At 75.0% G+C, this 16,077-nt stretch carries 9 protein-coding genes and 1 tRNA gene; 7 read left to right on the plus strand and 3 right to left on the minus strand.

The genetic code is table 11. From position 1 onward, the window contains the following. The first annotated feature begins 61 nt into the window (after positions 1 to 61). From topA to ACYP53_RS10215, 7 genes are all read left to right on the plus strand, one after another. On the plus strand, positions 62 to 2,914 hold the full coding sequence (gene topA / locus ACYP53_RS10185) for a type I DNA topoisomerase (protein WP_459647213.1): 2,853 nt from the start codon (positions 62 to 64) through the stop codon (positions 2,912 to 2,914). A gap of 206 nt (positions 2,915 to 3,120) precedes the next feature. Further along, the gene (gene tmk, locus ACYP53_RS10190; RefSeq protein ID WP_459647214.1) at positions 3,121 to 6,702 is read left to right on the plus strand and encodes a dTMP kinase; all 3,582 of its coding nucleotides are present in this window, start codon (positions 3,121 to 3,123) and stop codon (positions 6,700 to 6,702) included. A gap of 241 nt (positions 6,703 to 6,943) precedes the next feature. Beyond that, on the plus strand, positions 6,944 to 8,155 hold the full coding sequence (locus ACYP53_RS10195) for a DNA polymerase III subunit delta' (RefSeq protein WP_459647215.1): 1,212 nt from the start codon (positions 6,944 to 6,946) through the stop codon (positions 8,153 to 8,155). A 319-nt stretch (positions 8,156 to 8,474) separates the two neighbouring features. Next, positions 8,475 to 9,629, plus strand: coding sequence for an alpha/beta hydrolase (locus ACYP53_RS10200; RefSeq protein ID WP_459647216.1), 1,155 nt, complete (start codon positions 8,475 to 8,477; stop codon positions 9,627 to 9,629). 131 nt (positions 9,630 to 9,760) lie between these two features. After that, complete coding sequence (locus ACYP53_RS10205) at positions 9,761 to 11,437, plus strand: alpha/beta hydrolase (protein WP_189913001.1); 1,677 nt, start codon at positions 9,761 to 9,763, stop codon at positions 11,435 to 11,437. Between the two features lie 103 nt (positions 11,438 to 11,540). Beyond that, entirely contained in the window at positions 11,541 to 12,188 is a 648-nt protein-coding gene (gene leuE, locus ACYP53_RS10210) for a leucine efflux protein LeuE (protein ID WP_459647217.1), read from the plus strand. Between the two features lie 81 nt (positions 12,189 to 12,269). Next, positions 12,270 to 12,343 (plus strand) — tRNA-Thr (locus ACYP53_RS10215). 118 nt (positions 12,344 to 12,461) lie between these two features. Here the strand turns inward: ACYP53_RS10215 and ACYP53_RS10220 are convergent. The 3 genes from ACYP53_RS10220 to ACYP53_RS10230 all read right to left on the minus strand — a co-directional run bounded on the left by ACYP53_RS10220 (position 12,462) and on the right by ACYP53_RS10230 (position 16,008). Beyond that, entirely contained in the window at positions 12,462 to 14,444 is a 1,983-nt protein-coding gene (locus ACYP53_RS10220; protein ID WP_459647218.1) for an FtsX-like permease family protein, read from the minus strand. Further along, entirely contained in the window at positions 14,441 to 15,244 is an 804-nt protein-coding gene (locus ACYP53_RS10225; RefSeq protein WP_459647219.1) for an ABC transporter ATP-binding protein, read from the minus strand. The genes ACYP53_RS10220 and ACYP53_RS10225 overlap by 4 nt, the downstream gene beginning before the upstream one ends. A 149-nt stretch (positions 15,245 to 15,393) precedes the next feature. After that, the gene (locus ACYP53_RS10230) at positions 15,394 to 16,008 is read right to left on the minus strand and encodes a YbaK/EbsC family protein (protein WP_459647220.1); all 615 of its coding nucleotides are present in this window, start codon (positions 16,006 to 16,008) and stop codon (positions 15,394 to 15,396) included. Between the last annotated feature and the right edge of the window lie 69 nt (positions 16,009 to 16,077).

Genomic DNA, 16,077 nt, shown 5'->3' on the forward strand with positions numbered 1-16,077 from the left:
GAGCGCAGCCCGTGCTGCCAGCGCCGACCAGCCACATAAGGACCGGGAGAGAAGAGCGAAGGTGTCCCCGAGCAGCGAGACCGCGCACGGACAGCGACTCGTCATTGTCGAGTCGCCGGCCAAGGCGAAGACGATCAAGGGCTACCTGGGCCCCGGCTACATCGTCGAGGCGAGCGTCGGGCACATCCGCGACCTCCCGAGCACCGCGGCCGAGGTGCCGGACAAGTACACCGGCGAGGTGCGCCGCCTCGGAGTGGACGTCGATCACGACTTCGCGCCCATCTACGTGGTCAACGCGGACAAGAAGTCCCAGGTCAGCAAGTTGAAGTCGCTGCTCGCGGAGTCCGACGAGCTCTTCCTCGCCACCGATGAGGACCGCGAGGGCGAGGCCATCGCGTGGCACCTGCAGCAGGTGCTCAAGCCCAAGGTGCCGGTGCACCGGATGGTGTTCCACGAGATCACCAAGTCGGCGATCCAGGAGGCCGTGGCCAACCCGCGCGAGCTCAACCAGCGCCTGGTCGACGCCCAGGAGACCCGCCGCATCCTCGACCGCCTCTACGGCTTCGAGGTCTCGCCGGTGCTGTGGAAGAAGGTCATGCCGAAGCTGTCGGCGGGCCGCGTGCAGTCCGTCGCCACCCGGCTGGTGGTCGAGCGCGAGCGCGAGCGGATCGCCTTCCGCACTGCCTCGTACTGGGACCTGGTCGGCACCTTCGGCACCGGTCGCACCGCGGCCGACGCCGCCAACCCGGAGACCTTCGGCGCCCGGCTCGCCGCCGTCGACGGCAAGCGGATCGCCAGCGGCCGTGACTTCGGCTCCGACGGGCGGCTGAAGGCCGGCAGCGCCAACACCCTGCACCTGGACGAGCAGGCCGCCCGGCAGCTGGCCGCCGCCCTGGAGCAGACCGCGTTCAGCGTCCGCAGCGTCGAGTCCAAGCCCTACCGCCGCTCGCCGTACGCGCCGTTCCGCACCACCACGCTCCAGCAGGAGGCCAGCCGCAAGCTGGGCTTCGGCGCCAAGCGGACCATGCAGGTGGCCCAGAAGCTGTACGAGAACGGCTTCATCACCTATATGCGTACCGACTCCACCACGCTGTCGGACACCGCGGTCTCCGCCGCCCGCGCCCAGGTCACCCAGCTGTACGGCGCCGACTACCTGCCGGACGCCCCGCGCACCTACGCCAGCAAGGTCAAGAACGCGCAGGAGGCGCACGAGGCCGTCCGCCCCTCCGGCGACCGCTTCCGCACCCCCGCCGAGACCGGCCTGACCGGCGACGACTTCCGGCTGTACGAGCTGATCTGGATGCGCACCGTCGCCTCCCAGATGAAGGACGCGGTCGGCCAGTCCGTCACCGTCCGGGTGGCCGGCACCTCCGCCGACGGCCGGGACGTCGAGTTCTCCGCCTCCGGCAAGATCATCACCTTCCACGGCTTCCTCAAGGCCTACGTCGAGGGCGCCGACGACCCGAACGCCGAGCTCGACGACCGCGAGCGCCGGCTGCCGCAGGTCGCCCAGGGCGACCCGCTGGGCGCCGAGCGGATCACCCCGGAGGGCCACGCGACCAAGCCGCCGGCCCGCTACACCGAGGCCTCGCTGGTCAAGGAGCTGGAGGACCGGGAGATCGGCCGCCCCTCCACCTACGCGTCGATCATCGACACGATCATCCAGCGCCGGTACGTGTTCAAGAAGGGGACGGCGCTCGTCCCGTCCTTCCTCTCCTTCGCCGTGGTCAACCTGCTGGAGAAGCACTTCGGCCGACTGGTCGACTACGACTTCACCGCGCGGATGGAGGACGACCTCGACCGGATCGCCGCCGGTGAGGCGCAGTCCGTGCCGTGGCTCAAGCGCTTCTACTTCGGCGAGGGCGAGGGCCCGGCCGGCGCGGCCGCCGAGGCCGGCAACGGCGACGGCGACCACCTGGGCGGCCTGAAGGAACTGGTCACCGACCTCGGCGCGATCGACGCCCGGGAGATCAGCTCGTTCCGGATCAGCGACGACCTCACCCTGCGGGTCGGCCGCTACGGTCCGTACGTCGAGCGCGCCTCCACCGTCGAGGGCGAGCCCGGCCAGCGCGCCGACATCCCGGACGAGCTGCCGCCGGACGAGCTCACCATCGAGCTGGCCGAGGAGCTGCTGGCCAAGCCCAGCGGCGACTTCGAGCTCGGCCCGGACCCGGTCAGCGGCAACATGCTGGTCGCCAAGGACGGCCGCTACGGCCCGTACGTGACCGAGATCCTGCCCGAGGGCACGCCCAAGACCGGCAAGAACGCGGTCAAGCCGCGCACCGCCTCGCTGTTCAAGACGATGTCGCTGGACACCGTCACCCTGGAGGACGCGCTGCGGCTGCTCTCGCTGCCGCGCGTGGTCGGCACCGACGCCGAGGGCGCCGAGATCACCGCGCAGAACGGCCGCTACGGCCCGTACCTCAAGCGCGGCACCGACTCCCGCTCGCTCACCAGCGAGGACCAGCTCTTCACGATCACCCTCGACGAGGCGCTGGCGATCTACGCCCAGCCCAAGCAGCGCGGCCGGGCCGCCGCCGCCCCGCCGCTCAAGGAGCTGGGCAACGACCCGGTCAGCGAGCGCCCGGTGGTGGTCAAGGACGGCCGCTTCGGCCCGTACGTGACCGACGGCGAGACCAACGCCACGCTCCGCAAGGACGACGAGGTCGAGACCATCACGCCGGAGCGCGGCTACGAGCTGCTCGCCGAGAAGCGGGCCCGCGGGCCGGTGAAGAAGGTGGCGAAGAAGGCCCCGGCGAAGAAGACGGCGGCCAAGAAGACCACCACCACGAAGACGGCGGCCGCGAAGAAGACCGCCGCCAAGAAGACCACCACCACCAAGACGGCGGCGGCGAAGAAGACGGCGGCCAAGAAGACCGCCGCGAGCAAGACCACGGCCACCGACGAAGGCTGATCCTCCGACGGCGGCAGCGGGCCCGCACCCCCACCCGGGGGCGCGGGCCCGCGGTGCGTCCGGGTGAGGGTGGCCGGCTCGGCGCGGGGATGCGGGCCGGGCTTCGCGTGGGGATGTGTGCGGGGAACGTCACAACCCGGTGATGAGCGGGATCCGGAAGCCCGTTCGCCACAATCCGGCCAAGCCCCGACCGCTACGCTGACCGTATGACGAGCGAGGAGCAGCCCACCCCCAGCGCCGCCCCGGCCCCCAGCGCCGCCCCGGCCGCCAGGGCCGCAACGCCAGACCTGCCCGAGGTCGCGCCCGCCGGGACTCCGGTGGAGCGGGCCCGGGCGCTGCTGCGGACCCGGGCCTACCGGCGTCTGTGGACCACCCAGCTGATCGGCGGCACCGCCGACCGGCTCGGCCTGCTGGTGCTGCTCGCGCTCACCGTGATCGCCGCCGCCCAGGGCCACCAGTTCGGTGACCTGCCGCGCAGCCTCGCCTTCGCCCTCGCCGCGGTCCTCGCCGTCCGGGTGGCCGCCACCGGCCTGGTCGGCGTGGCGCTGCTCGGTCCGGTGCACCGGCTGGTCGCGGGCACGCTCGACCGGCGCTGGACACTGGTCGGCGCGGACGCGCTGCGCGTCCTGCTGATCGGCCTCGCCCCCTGGTGGAGCGTCTGGCTGGGCTCCGGCTCCAAGCCCTCCGGGGCCGCCACCTACGTCCTGCTCGCCACCGTGTTCGTCGCCGGTGCCGCCGAGCGGGTCCGGGAGACCGCCAAGGCCGCCGCCGTACCCGGCCTGCTGCCGCCGGCCGACCCGTACGCGCCGGCCGCCGAGCAGCGGCCCGCCGCCGCCAACCTGGAGACCGTCCGGGTCATCGACCGCTTCGCCGAGTGGGTCACCGTGCCGCTGGCGGCCGTCGGTCTGGTCGGCTTCACCCTGCTCAACAACATCGGCGCGGCGGCCGGCTCGGACTGGCTCCGGGCCCACCAGCTGACCTTCGCCGCCCTCGGTGCGGCCGGGCTGTTCGCCGCCGCCGCGACCCGCGGCTACCTCCAGCAGCTGCCCGGCGGCCCGGTCTCCGTCGCCCCGGTCTCCCCGCTGCGGGGCCTGCGGGCCCCGACCGACGCCGTCCCCGGTCCCGCGCTGAGCAAGGGCCGCACCGGCGGCGCCCCGTACTTCACCTTCGCCGTCGCGGCCGGCTTCGCCTCGATGGCGGGCGTCGCCGCGCTCGCACTGCTGACCGCCGCAGAGCACCGGGCCGGACCGATCGGCTACGGCCTGGTGGTGCTCGCCGCCGCCGGCGCGCCCGCCCTCGGCGCCCGGCTCACCCGGGCCGTCCTGCCCTCGCTCTCCCGCCGCCGGCTGCTCGCGCTGGCCCTGCTCACCCAGGGCGTCGCGCTGATCCTGGCCGGGCTGGTGCTGGACTTCGTGCTCGTCCTGCTGCTCACCGTGCTGGCCGCCCTGGCCGCCGGGATCGTCGTCTCGGCCGGCCGCACCCTGCTCGCCCAGGAGGTCGAGGAGGCCCGGCTGCCGAAGGTCACCGAGCACCTGTACGCGGTGCTGCGGACCGTGGTCGCCGCCGCGCTGATCGCCGTCCCGCTGATCGCCGCCGCCTACGGGGACGTCGACTACGGCACCGTCGAGCCCGGCTCCTTCACCTTCATCCACGGCGGCGCCGCCCTGGCCGTCGCCACCGCTGGGCTGCTCACGCTGGTGCTGGCCGCCGTCGTGCTGCTGCGCACCGACGACCGGCGCGGCACCGTGCCGTTCGGCCGGGACCTGGTGGACGCGGTGCGCGGCGCCGCCGGCCCCGTCCCGCACCGGGGCGCGGGCACCGGCTTCTTCATCGCCCTGGAGGGCGGCGACGGCGCCGGCAAGTCCACCCAGGCCCAGGCGCTCGCCGAGTGGATCCGCGGCAAGGGGCACGAGGTCGTGCTCACCCGCGAGCCCGGCGGCAGCCCGGTCGGCCAGCGGCTGCGCGGCCTCGTCCTGGACGTCGGCAACACCGGCCTGTCGCACCGCGCCGAAGCGCTGATCTACGCCGCCGACCGGGCCGAGCACGTCGAGAACGTCATCCGGCCGGCCCTCGCCCGTGGCGCCGTGGTGATCACCGACCGGTACATGGACTCCTCCATCGCCTACCAGGGCGCCGGGCGCGACCTGGCCGCGACCGAGGTCGCCCGGATCTCCCGCTGGGCCACCGGCGGGCTGCTGCCCGACCTGACCGTCGTCCTGGACGTCGACCCGACCCGGGCCCGGGAGCGCTTCACCGAGGCTCTGGACCGGCTGGAGTCCGAGCCGACCGAGTTCCACCAGCGGGTCCGGGCCGGCTTCCTCGCCCTCGCGGCCGCCGACCCGGCGCGCTACCTGGTCGTCGACGGCAGCCAGGCCCCCGGCTTCGTCACCACCGCCATCCGGCACCGGCTCGACCGCGAGCTGCCGCTCTCCGAGCAGGAGAAGGCCGCCCGCGCCGAGCAGGAGCGCCTCGCCCGCGAGGAGGCCGAGCGCCGCGCCGCCGAGGAGGCCCGCAAGAAGGCCGAGGAGGAGGCCGCCGAGCGCAAGCGGCAGGAAGTGCTGGCCCAGCTGCGCGCCGAGCAGGCGGAGAAGGAGCGGCTGGCCAAGGAGGAGGCCGAGCGGGCCGCCGCCGAGGCCCGCCGCAAGGCCGAGGAGGAAGCCCGCCGCCGGGCCGAGGAAGCGGCCGCGCGCCGCGCCGAGGAGGAGGCCAAGCTGCGCGCCGCCGAGGAGGCGCGGCTGGCCGCCGAGGCCGCCGAACGCCAGCGGATCGCCGACGAGGCGGCCGCCCAGGCGGAGCTGCAGCGGCAGCGGGAGCTCGCCCGCGAGGAGCAGCGCCGCCGGGCGGAGGAGGCGCTCCAGCGGGCCGAGGAGGCCCGGCTGACGCAGGCCGCCGCGCTCGCCGCCGCGGCCGCGGCCGCCGAGACGGCGGAGGACCGGGCGGCCGGGCGGCCTGCCGGTCCGGTGGCCGGGTCGGCGGCTGGTCCGCCGGCTGGTCCGCCGGCGGGTCCGGTGGCCGGGGACGTGACCACGGAACTTCGGGTGGTCCGGGAGACGCCGAAGGGCGGCGCCCCGGGGCAGAGCCCGTCGGTTCAGGACGCGCCGGTCCAGGACGCGCCGCGGGACTCGGTCGTCCAGGACGCGCCGCGGGGCTCCGCGGGCGGGTTCGAGGACGGGGTCGGGGACGAGCGGACGCGCGAGCTGTCGCTGCGGGACCGGCAGGCCGCGGTCCGGGCGGCGGAGGCCGCGGAGGCCCGCAAAGCGGCCGGAGCCGCCGGGGCGGTCGACGCGACCGCCAAGCTGCCGGTGGTCCCCGCCTCGGCGGTGGACGCGACGGCCGTGCTGCCGAAGGTCCCGGCGGAGGCCGACCGGACCGAGGTGCTGCCGCGGGTCGAGCCGGGTCGCCCGGTGGACAGCACGCGGGAGCTGCCGGTGGTCGGTGGGGCGCCGGCCGCGCAGCCCCGGCCGCAGGGCCAGGGCCAGGGCCAGGGCCGGCCGCAGGCGCCGATGCCGCCGCAGGCCCCGGCGGCGCAGCCGGCGGCCCAGCAGCCGTCGGGCGCCGAGCGGCCCCGGCCGGAGTGGGCCGAGGAGACGCCGATGGACGATCTGCCGAGCCTCACCGACACCCTGCTCGGGTCGCACGACGAGTGGTCGCGCTGGGAGCACGGCGGCCCGCGGAGCGGCACCGACCCGCGCCACGGCGGCGACGCCGCTCAGGGCGAGGGCGACGGCAGGGACGACGGCAAGGACGACGGCAAGGGCAAGGGCCGTCGCTGGGGCCGCCGGAGCTGACCTGACACGGTCTCGCGGCGCCGTCGGGGCGGGTCCCCGGCGGCGCCGCCGCGTTCCCGGGGGCTCGACGGCTCCGCTGCCCACCTCTTGCCGTACGCCCCGCCGCTCCGCCGTACGCCCCGCCGTTCCACTCCCCGTCCGCCGTGGCCCGGACGGAGCAGTGGGTGTCGGGGCGGAGACGTATGCTCGACGGCGGGGAAGAGGCGCCTCGGGCGCTGCCGTACGGAGCTTGGGAGCAGCAGTGGCCGTCTGGGACGACCTGGTGGGCCAGGAGCGGGTGGTCGAGCAGCTGACCGCCGCGGCCCGGGCGGCCGGGGCGGCGGTCGAGGCCGGTCGCGGGGCCGCGCCGGCCGAGGGCACGAACGCCTCCCTGATGACGCACGCCTGGCTGTTCACCGGCCCGCCCGGTGCCGGTCAGGTCACCGCCGCGCGTTCCTTCGCCGCCGCCCTCCAGTGCACCAGCCCCGATCTCGCGCTCGGCGGCACGCCCGGCTGCGGGTTCTGCGACGGCTGCCACACCGTGCTGGCCGGCAGCCACGCCGACGTGAAGTACGTCCGCACGGACGGCCTGTCCATCGGCGTCGGCGACATGCGCGAACTGGTGCTGCGCGCCTCCAGCTACCCGACCGGCGGCCGCTGGTCGGTGATCCTGGTGGACGCCGCCCACCGGCTCACCGAGGCCGCCGCGAACGCGCTGCTCAAGGGCGTGGAGGAGCCCTCCCCGCGCACCGTCTGGCTGCTCTGCGCCCCCTCCGTCCAGGACGTGCTGCCGACCATCCGCTCCCGCTGCCGGCTGCTGGTGCTGCGTACCCCCGCCGCCGAGGCGGTCGCCGACACCCTGGTCCGCCGCGACGGCGTCGACCCGGAGACGGCCCGGCTCGCCGCGCTCGCCGGACAGGGCGACATCGAACGCTCGCGCCGCCTCGCCGTCGACGAGCAGGCCCGCACCCGCCGGACGGAGGTGCTGCGGATCCCGCTGGAGGTCGGCGACATCGGCGGCTGCCTGGCCGCCGCCCAGCGCCTGGTCGACACCGCCAAGGCCGACGCCGAGGCGCTCGCCGAGACCCAGGACGCCAAGGAGACCGACGACCTCAAGGCCGCCTACGGCGCCGCCGAGGGCAGCAAGGCGCCGCGCGGCATGGCCGGGGCGGTCAAGGAGCTGGAGAAGCGGCAGAAGAGCCGCGCCACCCGCACCCGCCGGGAGACCCTCGGCGTCGCCCTGCTCGACCTGCTCGGCTTCTACCGGGACGTGCTCGCGATCCAGCTCGGCTCCACCGGCGCGCTCGCCAACGAGGACCAGCGGCAGGCACTGAACCGGGTCGCCCAGGCCGGTCCCGCGGAGGGCACGCTGCGCCGGATCGAGGCGGTGCTGGCCTGCCGCCGGGCGCTCGACCGCAACGTGGACCCGCTGCTCGCGGTCGAGGCGATGGCGGTGGCGCTGCGCGCGGGCTGAGCAGGCCTCCGGGGGCGGGTGCCGCGTCGAGGCGCGCGGCGGGCCTTCGGGTGATCTGACGACCCCACCTCGTCCGTCACTCGTCCGTCACCTCCCCCGGCGCCGGACGCGCTCCACCGGCCGACGGCCGTACGCCTCCCGGAGCCGGTGCGCTGTCCCACCTTCGAGTGAACGAGCGATACGCGCCGGGCACACCCGCGTGTGACGGTCCGCCGGTTGTGCACGCTGGGGGCCGACTGCGCCCGGTGCCGGGCCGGTCGCCTCCCGTACGCGCCGGGTCCGGTCCGGCGCCGGCCCTCTCTCCGAGGCGGTGCGTCGCATGGTTCGTTCGCTCCTCGTCATCCCCCTACTGGCCGCCGCCCTCGGCGGGATCTGGCTGGCCCGCGGTGCCCTCCAGCGCTGGCGCGACCTGCGTGCCGCCGAGACCTACGAGCTGGCCGGGGACCGGTGGCCGATGCTGCTGCGGGCGGCCGGGGCGATGGTCTGCGGGGTGTGCGTCAGCGGGTTGACGCTGCTCACCGCCCTCGGGGCCTTCGGCGGTCTCGGCCACGGCGACCAGCGGCCGGAGCGGGCGGAGCCGGCCGTGGACACGGCGGGTCCGGGCGGCGGGGCGGCCGGGGGGCCTGCGGCCGGCGCGGCGGCCCGTCAGCAGGCGGCGCCGCCGGTGGCCGCCGAGCCGGCCGCCGCTGCCGCCACCACGCCCCCCGCCGTGGTGAGCCGCTTCGACAGCGTCGGCCGCCCGGGCGGCGGCGAGCTGCTGCAGTCCGCCGTGCTGGGCCCCGACGGGCGCCCGCGCAACGTCAGGGTCTGGCTCCCCCCGCAGTACGCCAAGGAGCCCAACACGCGCTTCCCGGTCGTGGTGATGCACGCGGCCGCGCCGAGCAAGACCGCCGACGCCGAGGTCCCGGACGTCTTCGAGGGCATCGGCTCGGCGCTGCAGAGCGGCAAGACCCGTCCGTTCATCCTGGTCGCCCCCGAGGCGCCGAACGGCACCGCGCACCCCTGCGAGCTGGTCGCCGCCGCCCCGGCCGCCGTCGCCGACGACGCGACGCTGCGCACCACCATCGCGGCCTCCTTCCGCACCCTGCCGCCGGGCCCGGCCTCCTGGGGCACCCTCGGCGTCGACGGCGGCGCGCCGTGCGCGGCCGCCGCCGGGCTGGCCCGCCCCGACCTGTACGGCGCGGCCGCGGCGGTCTCCGGCCGGTACGACGCCGCCGCGCTCACCCAGACCGGCGCCGAGGCCCCGACCGGGAGCGCGGCCAAGCTGCTGCTGGCCGCCGCCAAGGCCGACGCCGCCGGGCTGGACGCGGCCCGCAAGCTCCAGGCCTCGCTGAAGGCGGGCCCGGGCCCGGCGGCCAAGGCCGAGGTGCGGATCTCGGACAACGTGCAGGACTTCACCCCCGACCGGGAGCGGCTGCGGCTGGTCCGGCAGGCGGCGCAGTTCCTGGCCGAGGCGCTGGCCAAGGCGTCCTGAGCGCCGGCCGAGCGGGCGCTACGCTGCCCGGTGCCCCGAGGTGCGGGTACCGGGCAGCGGCGTTCCCGCCGCTTCCTCTTCCTTCTGTCTTCCTGTCTTCGTTCCTTCCGACCTTCGAGGAGAGCAACCGGATGAGGACCTTCGGACGGGTGCGGGTGCCGGCCGCCGCGGTGCGGGTGTCCGCCGCGGCACTGGTCGTCGGGCTGCTGGCGGGCGGGTGCGGTGCGGGCCCGTCCGGCGAGCCGGGGGCGGCCTCGTCCGATTCGGCCGGCACCGCCGCGCCCGTGGCCGCGGCCGCCGCACCGGGGGTCACCCCGCTGGAGCCGCTGCCCGCCGCCGTCCCGGCCGCGCTCGCGCCGTACTACGCGCAGCGGCCGGCCTGGCAGCCGTGCGACGGGGGGTTCGAGTGCACGACGTTCCGGGTGCCGCTGGACTACGACCACCCGGGCGACGGCGACGTCACGCTGGCGGCTGCCCGCGCGGCTGCGGAGCCCGCCGGTTCCGCCGAATCCGCCGCGACCGATGTGGCCAGCGCCGGTGCCGGTGCCGGCTCCCACGAGCCGCGGCTCGGCTCGCTGCTGCTCAACCCGGGCGGTCCCGGCGGCTCGGCGATCGAGTACCTGGAGTCCGCCGCCCGGACGTACGACCGCGGGGTGCGCGCCCAGTACGACCTGGTCGGCCTGGACCCGCGCGGGGTCGGCCGCAGCAACCCGGTCACCTGCCTGAGCGGCGACCGGATGGACGCCTACACCGCCGTCGACCTGACCCCCGGCGACCAGCGCGGGATCGACGCGCTGATCGCCGCCGACAAGGAGTTCGCCGAGGGCTGCCGGAAGCAGGCCGGGGCCGCGCTCGGCCACCTCAGCACCGTCGAGGCCGCCCGCGACATGGACGTGCTGCGCGCCCTGCTGGGCGACGAGCGGCTGAACTTCGTCGGCAAGTCCTACGGCACCTTCCTCGGCGCCACCTACGCCGGGCTCTTCCCGAACCGGGTCGGCCGACTGGTGCTGGACGGCGCGATGGACCCGGCGCTCGACTCGGTCACCGGCAACCGCACCCAGGCCGGCGGCTTCGAGACCGCCTGGGCCGCCTTCGCCAAGGACTGCGCCAAGCGCGAGGACTGCCCGCTCGGCCGGACCGAGCAGCAGGTCGGCGAGCAGCTCACCGCCCTGTTCGCGGCCGTCCAGACCGCCTCGCTGCCCACCGGCGACAACGGGCGCCGGCTCACCGAGTCCCAGGCGACCACCGGCGTCATCGAGGCCATGTACGCCGACTTCCTCTGGCCCAAGCTGCGCACCGCGCTCTCCGACGCCAAGGCCGGCGACGGCACCGGACTGCTGAAGCTCTCCGACGCCTACTACGGGCGCGAGGCGGACGGCACGTACCCCAACCTGATGTTCGCCAACACGGCGGTGAACTGCCTCGACCTGCCCGCCCCCTTCCACGGGCCGGAGGACGTCCAGCGGGCGGTGCCGGACTTCGAGCGGGTCTCGCCGCACTTCGGGCGCGACATGGCCTGGATGGCGCTGACCTGCGCCTACTGGCCGGTGCGGGCCACCGGGGCGGCACACACCGTCCGGGCGGCCGGCGCCGCCCCGATCGTCGTGGTCGGCACCACCCGTGACCCGGCCACCCCGTACGCCTGGGCCCGGTCCCTGGCCGGACAGCTGGAGTCCGGCCGGCTGCTCACCTTCGACGGGGACGGCCACACCGCGTACGGCCGGCACAGCGCCTGCGTGGACGGCGCGGTGAACCACTACCTGCTGACGGGGGAGGCCCCGGAGCAGGGCAAGCGCTGCGACCGGTAGCGCGAGGGCCGGGCGGGCGGGCCGGTGGCTTTCGCTTCAATCGACCATCTGTACGACGTTACGATGAGCGCCCCCTGCCCCCTTCCCCGCACCGGAGCGCATCGTGCTCGGAGTCAACGACCTGGCGACCTACGTCCTCGGCGCCCTCGTCATCGTCCTGCTGCCCGGCCCCAACTCCCTGTACGTACTCTCCGTCGCGGCCCGCAAGGGCATCCGGACCGGCTACCGGGCCGCCGCCGGCGTCTTCGTCGGGGACTTCACCCTGATCAGCCTCACCTCGCTCGGCGCCGCCTCCCTGCTGAAGGCCAACCCCGCCGTCTTCGCCGTGGTCAAGTTCGGCGGCGCCGCCTACCTGCTCTGGATCGGCTACGGCATGCTCCGCGCCGCCCGCCAGCTCTGGCTCGAACGCCAGGCAGCGGACCCCGCCACCGACGAGGCCCCCGAGTCCGCCGAGAACCCCTTCCGCCGCGCCCTGGTGATCAGCCTCCTCAACCCCAAGGCCATCCTCTTCCTGCTCTCCTTCTTCACCCAGTTCGTCGACCCGTCCTACGGGCAGCCCGCCCTGTCCTTCGCCCTCCTCGGCGGCGTCCTGCAGACCTTCAGCCTGCTCTACCTCTCCCTGCTGATCTTCGCGGGCACCACCCTCGCCACCGCCTTCCGCCGCCGCAAGCGCCTCTCCGCCACCCTCACCAGCGGCGTAGCCGTCCTCTTCGCCGGCTTCGCCGCCAAGCTCGCCGTCTCCTCCGCCTGACCCACCCCCCGGGTATCCGAGTACGGATCACCGTCGAACCTGTGTAAACTAACCCGCGTTGCCACCACAGGTGACAACGGTGCCGCCTTAGCTCAGTTGGCCAGAGCAACGCACTCGTAATGCGTAGGTCGCGGGTTCGAATCCCGCAGGCGGCTCAGTTTGAAAGCCCAGGTCAGATTGTTTCTGACCTGGGCTTTTTGGTGTTTTCGGCTGGGGGAGACGAGGCCGGCCCCGCTGCCGGGTGGGGGAGCGGGGCCGGGTGGGGTGGTGGGGTCAGGGGCGGGTGGTGGCGAGGTCGAGGGGGCGGGTGCGGAGGGCGAGGCGGGCGGGGAGGAGGCTGGAGAGGAGGGCGAGGAGCAGGCAGATCGCGGTGGTGCCGGCGAGGGTGGTCCAGGGCAGGTCGAGGGCCGCCGAGCGGGTGGCGTCGAGGATGCGGTTCTCGATCAGTAGGACCGTCGCGTACTGGGTGACCAGGGTGACGAGCAGTCCGAGGGCGGCCGCGGTGGCGACGACCAGCAGGGTTTCGACGGCGACCACGCGGAGGACCTGGCGGCGGGTGCCGCCGGTGAGGCGGAGGGTGGCGAAGTCCCGCAGGCGGTCTCCGGTGGACATCATCATCGTGTTGACGATCGCGAGCAGCGCGTAGAGCAGGGCCGGGCCGAGGATCGCCAGCATCGCGATCCAGCCGTTGTCGGTGGACCGGTCGTTGCGCGCGCCGATCCAGGCGGTGCCCGTGGTGGCGCGGGCCGTGGTGCCGTTCAGGGCGGCCGTGACCTGCGCGGGGTCCGCGCCGGTGGACAGGTAGGCGATCGAGACGGTGCTCGGGCCGGGGAGCGCCTCGCGGGGGACGACGATCTCCGGGAGGTGCGGCAGCAGGTGGCCGACCTGGGCGACCAGGCGCAGCGGTTCCCGGGTGCCGTCCGGCAGGCGGGCGGTCAGGGTGTCGCCGACGTGCCAGCCGAAGACCCGGGCCAGGTCGGTGGAGACCGCGACCGTCCTGCCGTGCAGGTCCGCGAGCGAGCCGGAGTCGGCGGTCAGGTTCCAGGCCTCGCGCAGGTCGCCGTCGACGGCGAGGCCGTCCTCCGGGATCGGCAGGTCGGTGGGGCGGCCGGGTGCGGGCTGCTGGTCGGGGGTCGCCAGGCCGTCGAAGCGTACGGTCGACGCGGTGGTCAGCCGGGCGCCCGGCAGGGCGGCGAGGCTCCGGAGGGCGTCGGCGGGCACGGCACGGCCGTCGGACGGTTCGACCACGTAGCCGGCCTTCAGGGCGGCGCGGCCCTGGGCGGCCATCGCGTCGCTGAAGACCGCCGTGCCGCCGACCACCGAGCCGGCCAGGCCGATCACCAGGAAGACCGGCGTCGCGGTGGAGACGGTGCGGCGGATCGCGGCGAGGGCGTTCTGCCGGGCGATCAGCCCGGCCGCGCCGGGCAGCAGCGGGACGACCGAGGTGAACAGGCGCACCAATGGGGGCACCAGCACCGGGGCGATCAGCCCGACGGCGAGCACCGCCATCACATCGAAGAGCAGGGCCCACTGCGGGGTGGTCTCCGGATCGCGGGACTGCGGGTCGGCCATCATCGAGGCGGGCATCGAGATGAAGGTCGACAGGGTGTAGCCGAAGACGCCGAGGAACAGCACCGCCGCCACCCAGCGGGAGACCGGCATCACCTTCCTGTCGACCGCGACCTCGTCGAGCGCCTCCACCGGACGCACCCGGCCGGCCCGGCGGGAGGCCGCGTAGGCGCCGAGCAGGGAGACGAGGAGGCCGCCCGAGGCGGCGAGCAGCAGCGGCACCACGGCAGGCTCGGAGTGGAAGCCGGCCGGCGCGGCGCCCCGGTCGACCAGCCAGGCGGCGATCGCCGGGGCGACGGCCAGGCCGATCACGCAGCCCGCCACGGCGGCGACCAGCGCCACCACCAGGGCCTCGCCGAGGACCAGCGCCCGGACCTGACGCGGGGTCGCGCCGACCGCGCGCAGCATCGCCGTCTCCTGGCGGCGCTGGGCGACGGCGAAGGCGAAGGTCGAGGAGACCACGAAGACCGAGACGAACCCGGCCATGGCGGCCATGAAGCTCACCAGCTTGTGCAGCGAGGGCGCACCGGGCAGTGAGTCCTCGCCCATCGTGGTGTTGAGCAGCACCCCGGCGGCGGACATCACCGCGACGCCGAGGGCGAGGGCGACGAAGGAGCCGACGAAGGCCGGCCAGCGGCGGCGCATCGAGGCGGCGGCGATCGGGAGGAGCAGACGGTAGACGGTCATCTGGGGTCACCCACGACCCGGTCGGGGCCTTCTTCGCCGACGGCTTCTTCGCGAGCGGCTTCGTCGCGGGCGGCCTCCAGGGCGGTCATCCGGGCGGCGACGGTCTGCGGGTCCGGGTCGGCCAGTCGGTCGACGACCCGGCCGTCGGCGAGGAAGAGCACGGTGTCGGCGTAGGAGGCGGCGACCGGGTCGTGGGTGACCATGATGGTGCTCTGGCCCTGCCGGTCGACGAGGGAGCGGAGCAGGGTGAGCACCTCGCGGCTGCTGGAACTGTCCAGGGCGCCGGTGGGCTCGTCGGCGAAGAGCACCTCGGGGGCGGCGATCAGGGCCCGGGCGATCGCCACCCGCTGCTGCTGGCCGCCGGACAGCTGGGAGGGCAGGTGGCCGGTCCGCTCGCCGAGGCCCACCTGGGCCAGGGCCTCCCGGACCCGCGCGGGGTCGGGCCTGCGGCCGGCCAGACGCAGCGGCAGGCCGACGTTCTGCTCGGCGGTCAGGGCGCCGAGCAGGTTGAAGGCCTGGAAGACGAAGCCCAGGCGCTCGCGGCGCAGTTCGGTCAGGGCGTTCTCGTCGAGCCCGCCGAGGTCGACGCCGTTGACGACGACGGTGCCGGAGTCCGGGCGGTCGAGTCCGGCGGCGCACTGGAGCAGGGTGCTCTTGCCCGAGCCGGACGGGCCCATGACGGCGGTGAAGCTGCCGCGGGCGAATCCGAGGGTGACTCCGGCGAGGGCGGTGACGGTGTTCTGGCCGGTCCCGTAGGTGCGGGTGACCTGTTCCAGTCTTACTACATCGTTGTCGTTCATGATGATCCACTTCCTACCAGGTCGCCCACGGTCGCGGAATCCGGTTTCGGCGGCAGCGGAATGACGACCCGGCGGGGCTGGGCCGTGCCCCGGCCCAGGGCGGTTCCCGGGCCGGGGCGGAGGAGAAGGGGAGAGGGCGGAGGGGAGGGCTAGGTGGCGATGGCGAGCACCTGCGGCTGTGCCAGCGTCCGGTAGACGGCCGTGCACAGCTCGATGGAGCGATCGAGTCTCGCCGCGTTGAAATAGAGATGGCTATGCGCCAACAGGTCGTGGTCGACGAGGAGTTCGAGATCGGGGTGGAATGAGAACGGGATGATCGAGCCGCTCACGCAGCCGCTCAGCCGCTCGGCGGTGGTGCGGTCGGCGAAGCCGACCCGGTTGGACCCGAGGGCCCGGCCGACGGCGTCGAGGTCGACCCGGCGGTCACCCGGCACCACGGCGAGCGCGTACCGGCCGCCGCCGTCCTGCTTGGTGCGTTTGGCCCGGATCACGATGGACTTGGCGGCCTGCTCCAGCGGGTGGCCGCGCAGTTCGCTGGCGAGGGCGGTGTTCCCCTCCGGCACGTGGCAGATCGTCCGGTAGGCGGCGGGAGTCGTCGCCAGCAGGTCCAACAGGCGGCTGTAGGTGGAGAGTTCGGTGAATTCGGCGCCGGAGGGACGGGAGGGACGGGAGGAGTCGGAGGAGCGGACGTGGTCGGAGGAGTCGGCGATCCCGGTCGGGCGTCCGCCGGTGGCCGGGCTCGTGGTGGACAGGGCAGGGGTCATGGGTGCGTCCTCACAGACGGGCATCGGGGCGTGGAACGGCCCCCCGCCCTGCCTGCGCAGCACGAGGGC

The organism is Kitasatospora sp. Ki12, from assembly GCF_054601375.1.

Bases quoted from the DNA above. Each gene is read 5' to 3' on its own strand.
- tmk (WP_459647214.1), top strand. From the start codon at position 3,121: ATGACGAGCGAGGAGCAGCCCACCCCCAGCGCCGCCCCGGCCCCCAGC.
- ACYP53_RS10200 (WP_459647216.1), top strand. From the start codon at position 8,475: ATGGTTCGTTCGCTCCTCGTCATCCCCCTACTGGCCGCCGCCCTCGGC.
- ACYP53_RS10205 (WP_189913001.1), top strand. From the start codon at position 9,761: ATGAGGACCTTCGGACGGGTGCGGGTGCCGGCCGCCGCGGTGCGGGTG.
- ACYP53_RS10220 (WP_459647218.1), bottom strand. From the start codon at position 14,444: ATGACCGTCTACCGTCTGCTCCTCCCGATCGCCGCCGCCTCGATGCGC.
- ACYP53_RS10225 (WP_459647219.1), bottom strand. From the start codon at position 15,244: ATGAACGACAACGATGTAGTAAGACTGGAACAGGTCACCCGCACCTAC.
- ACYP53_RS10230 (WP_459647220.1), bottom strand. From the start codon at position 16,008: ATGACCCCTGCCCTGTCCACCACGAGCCCGGCCACCGGCGGACGCCCG.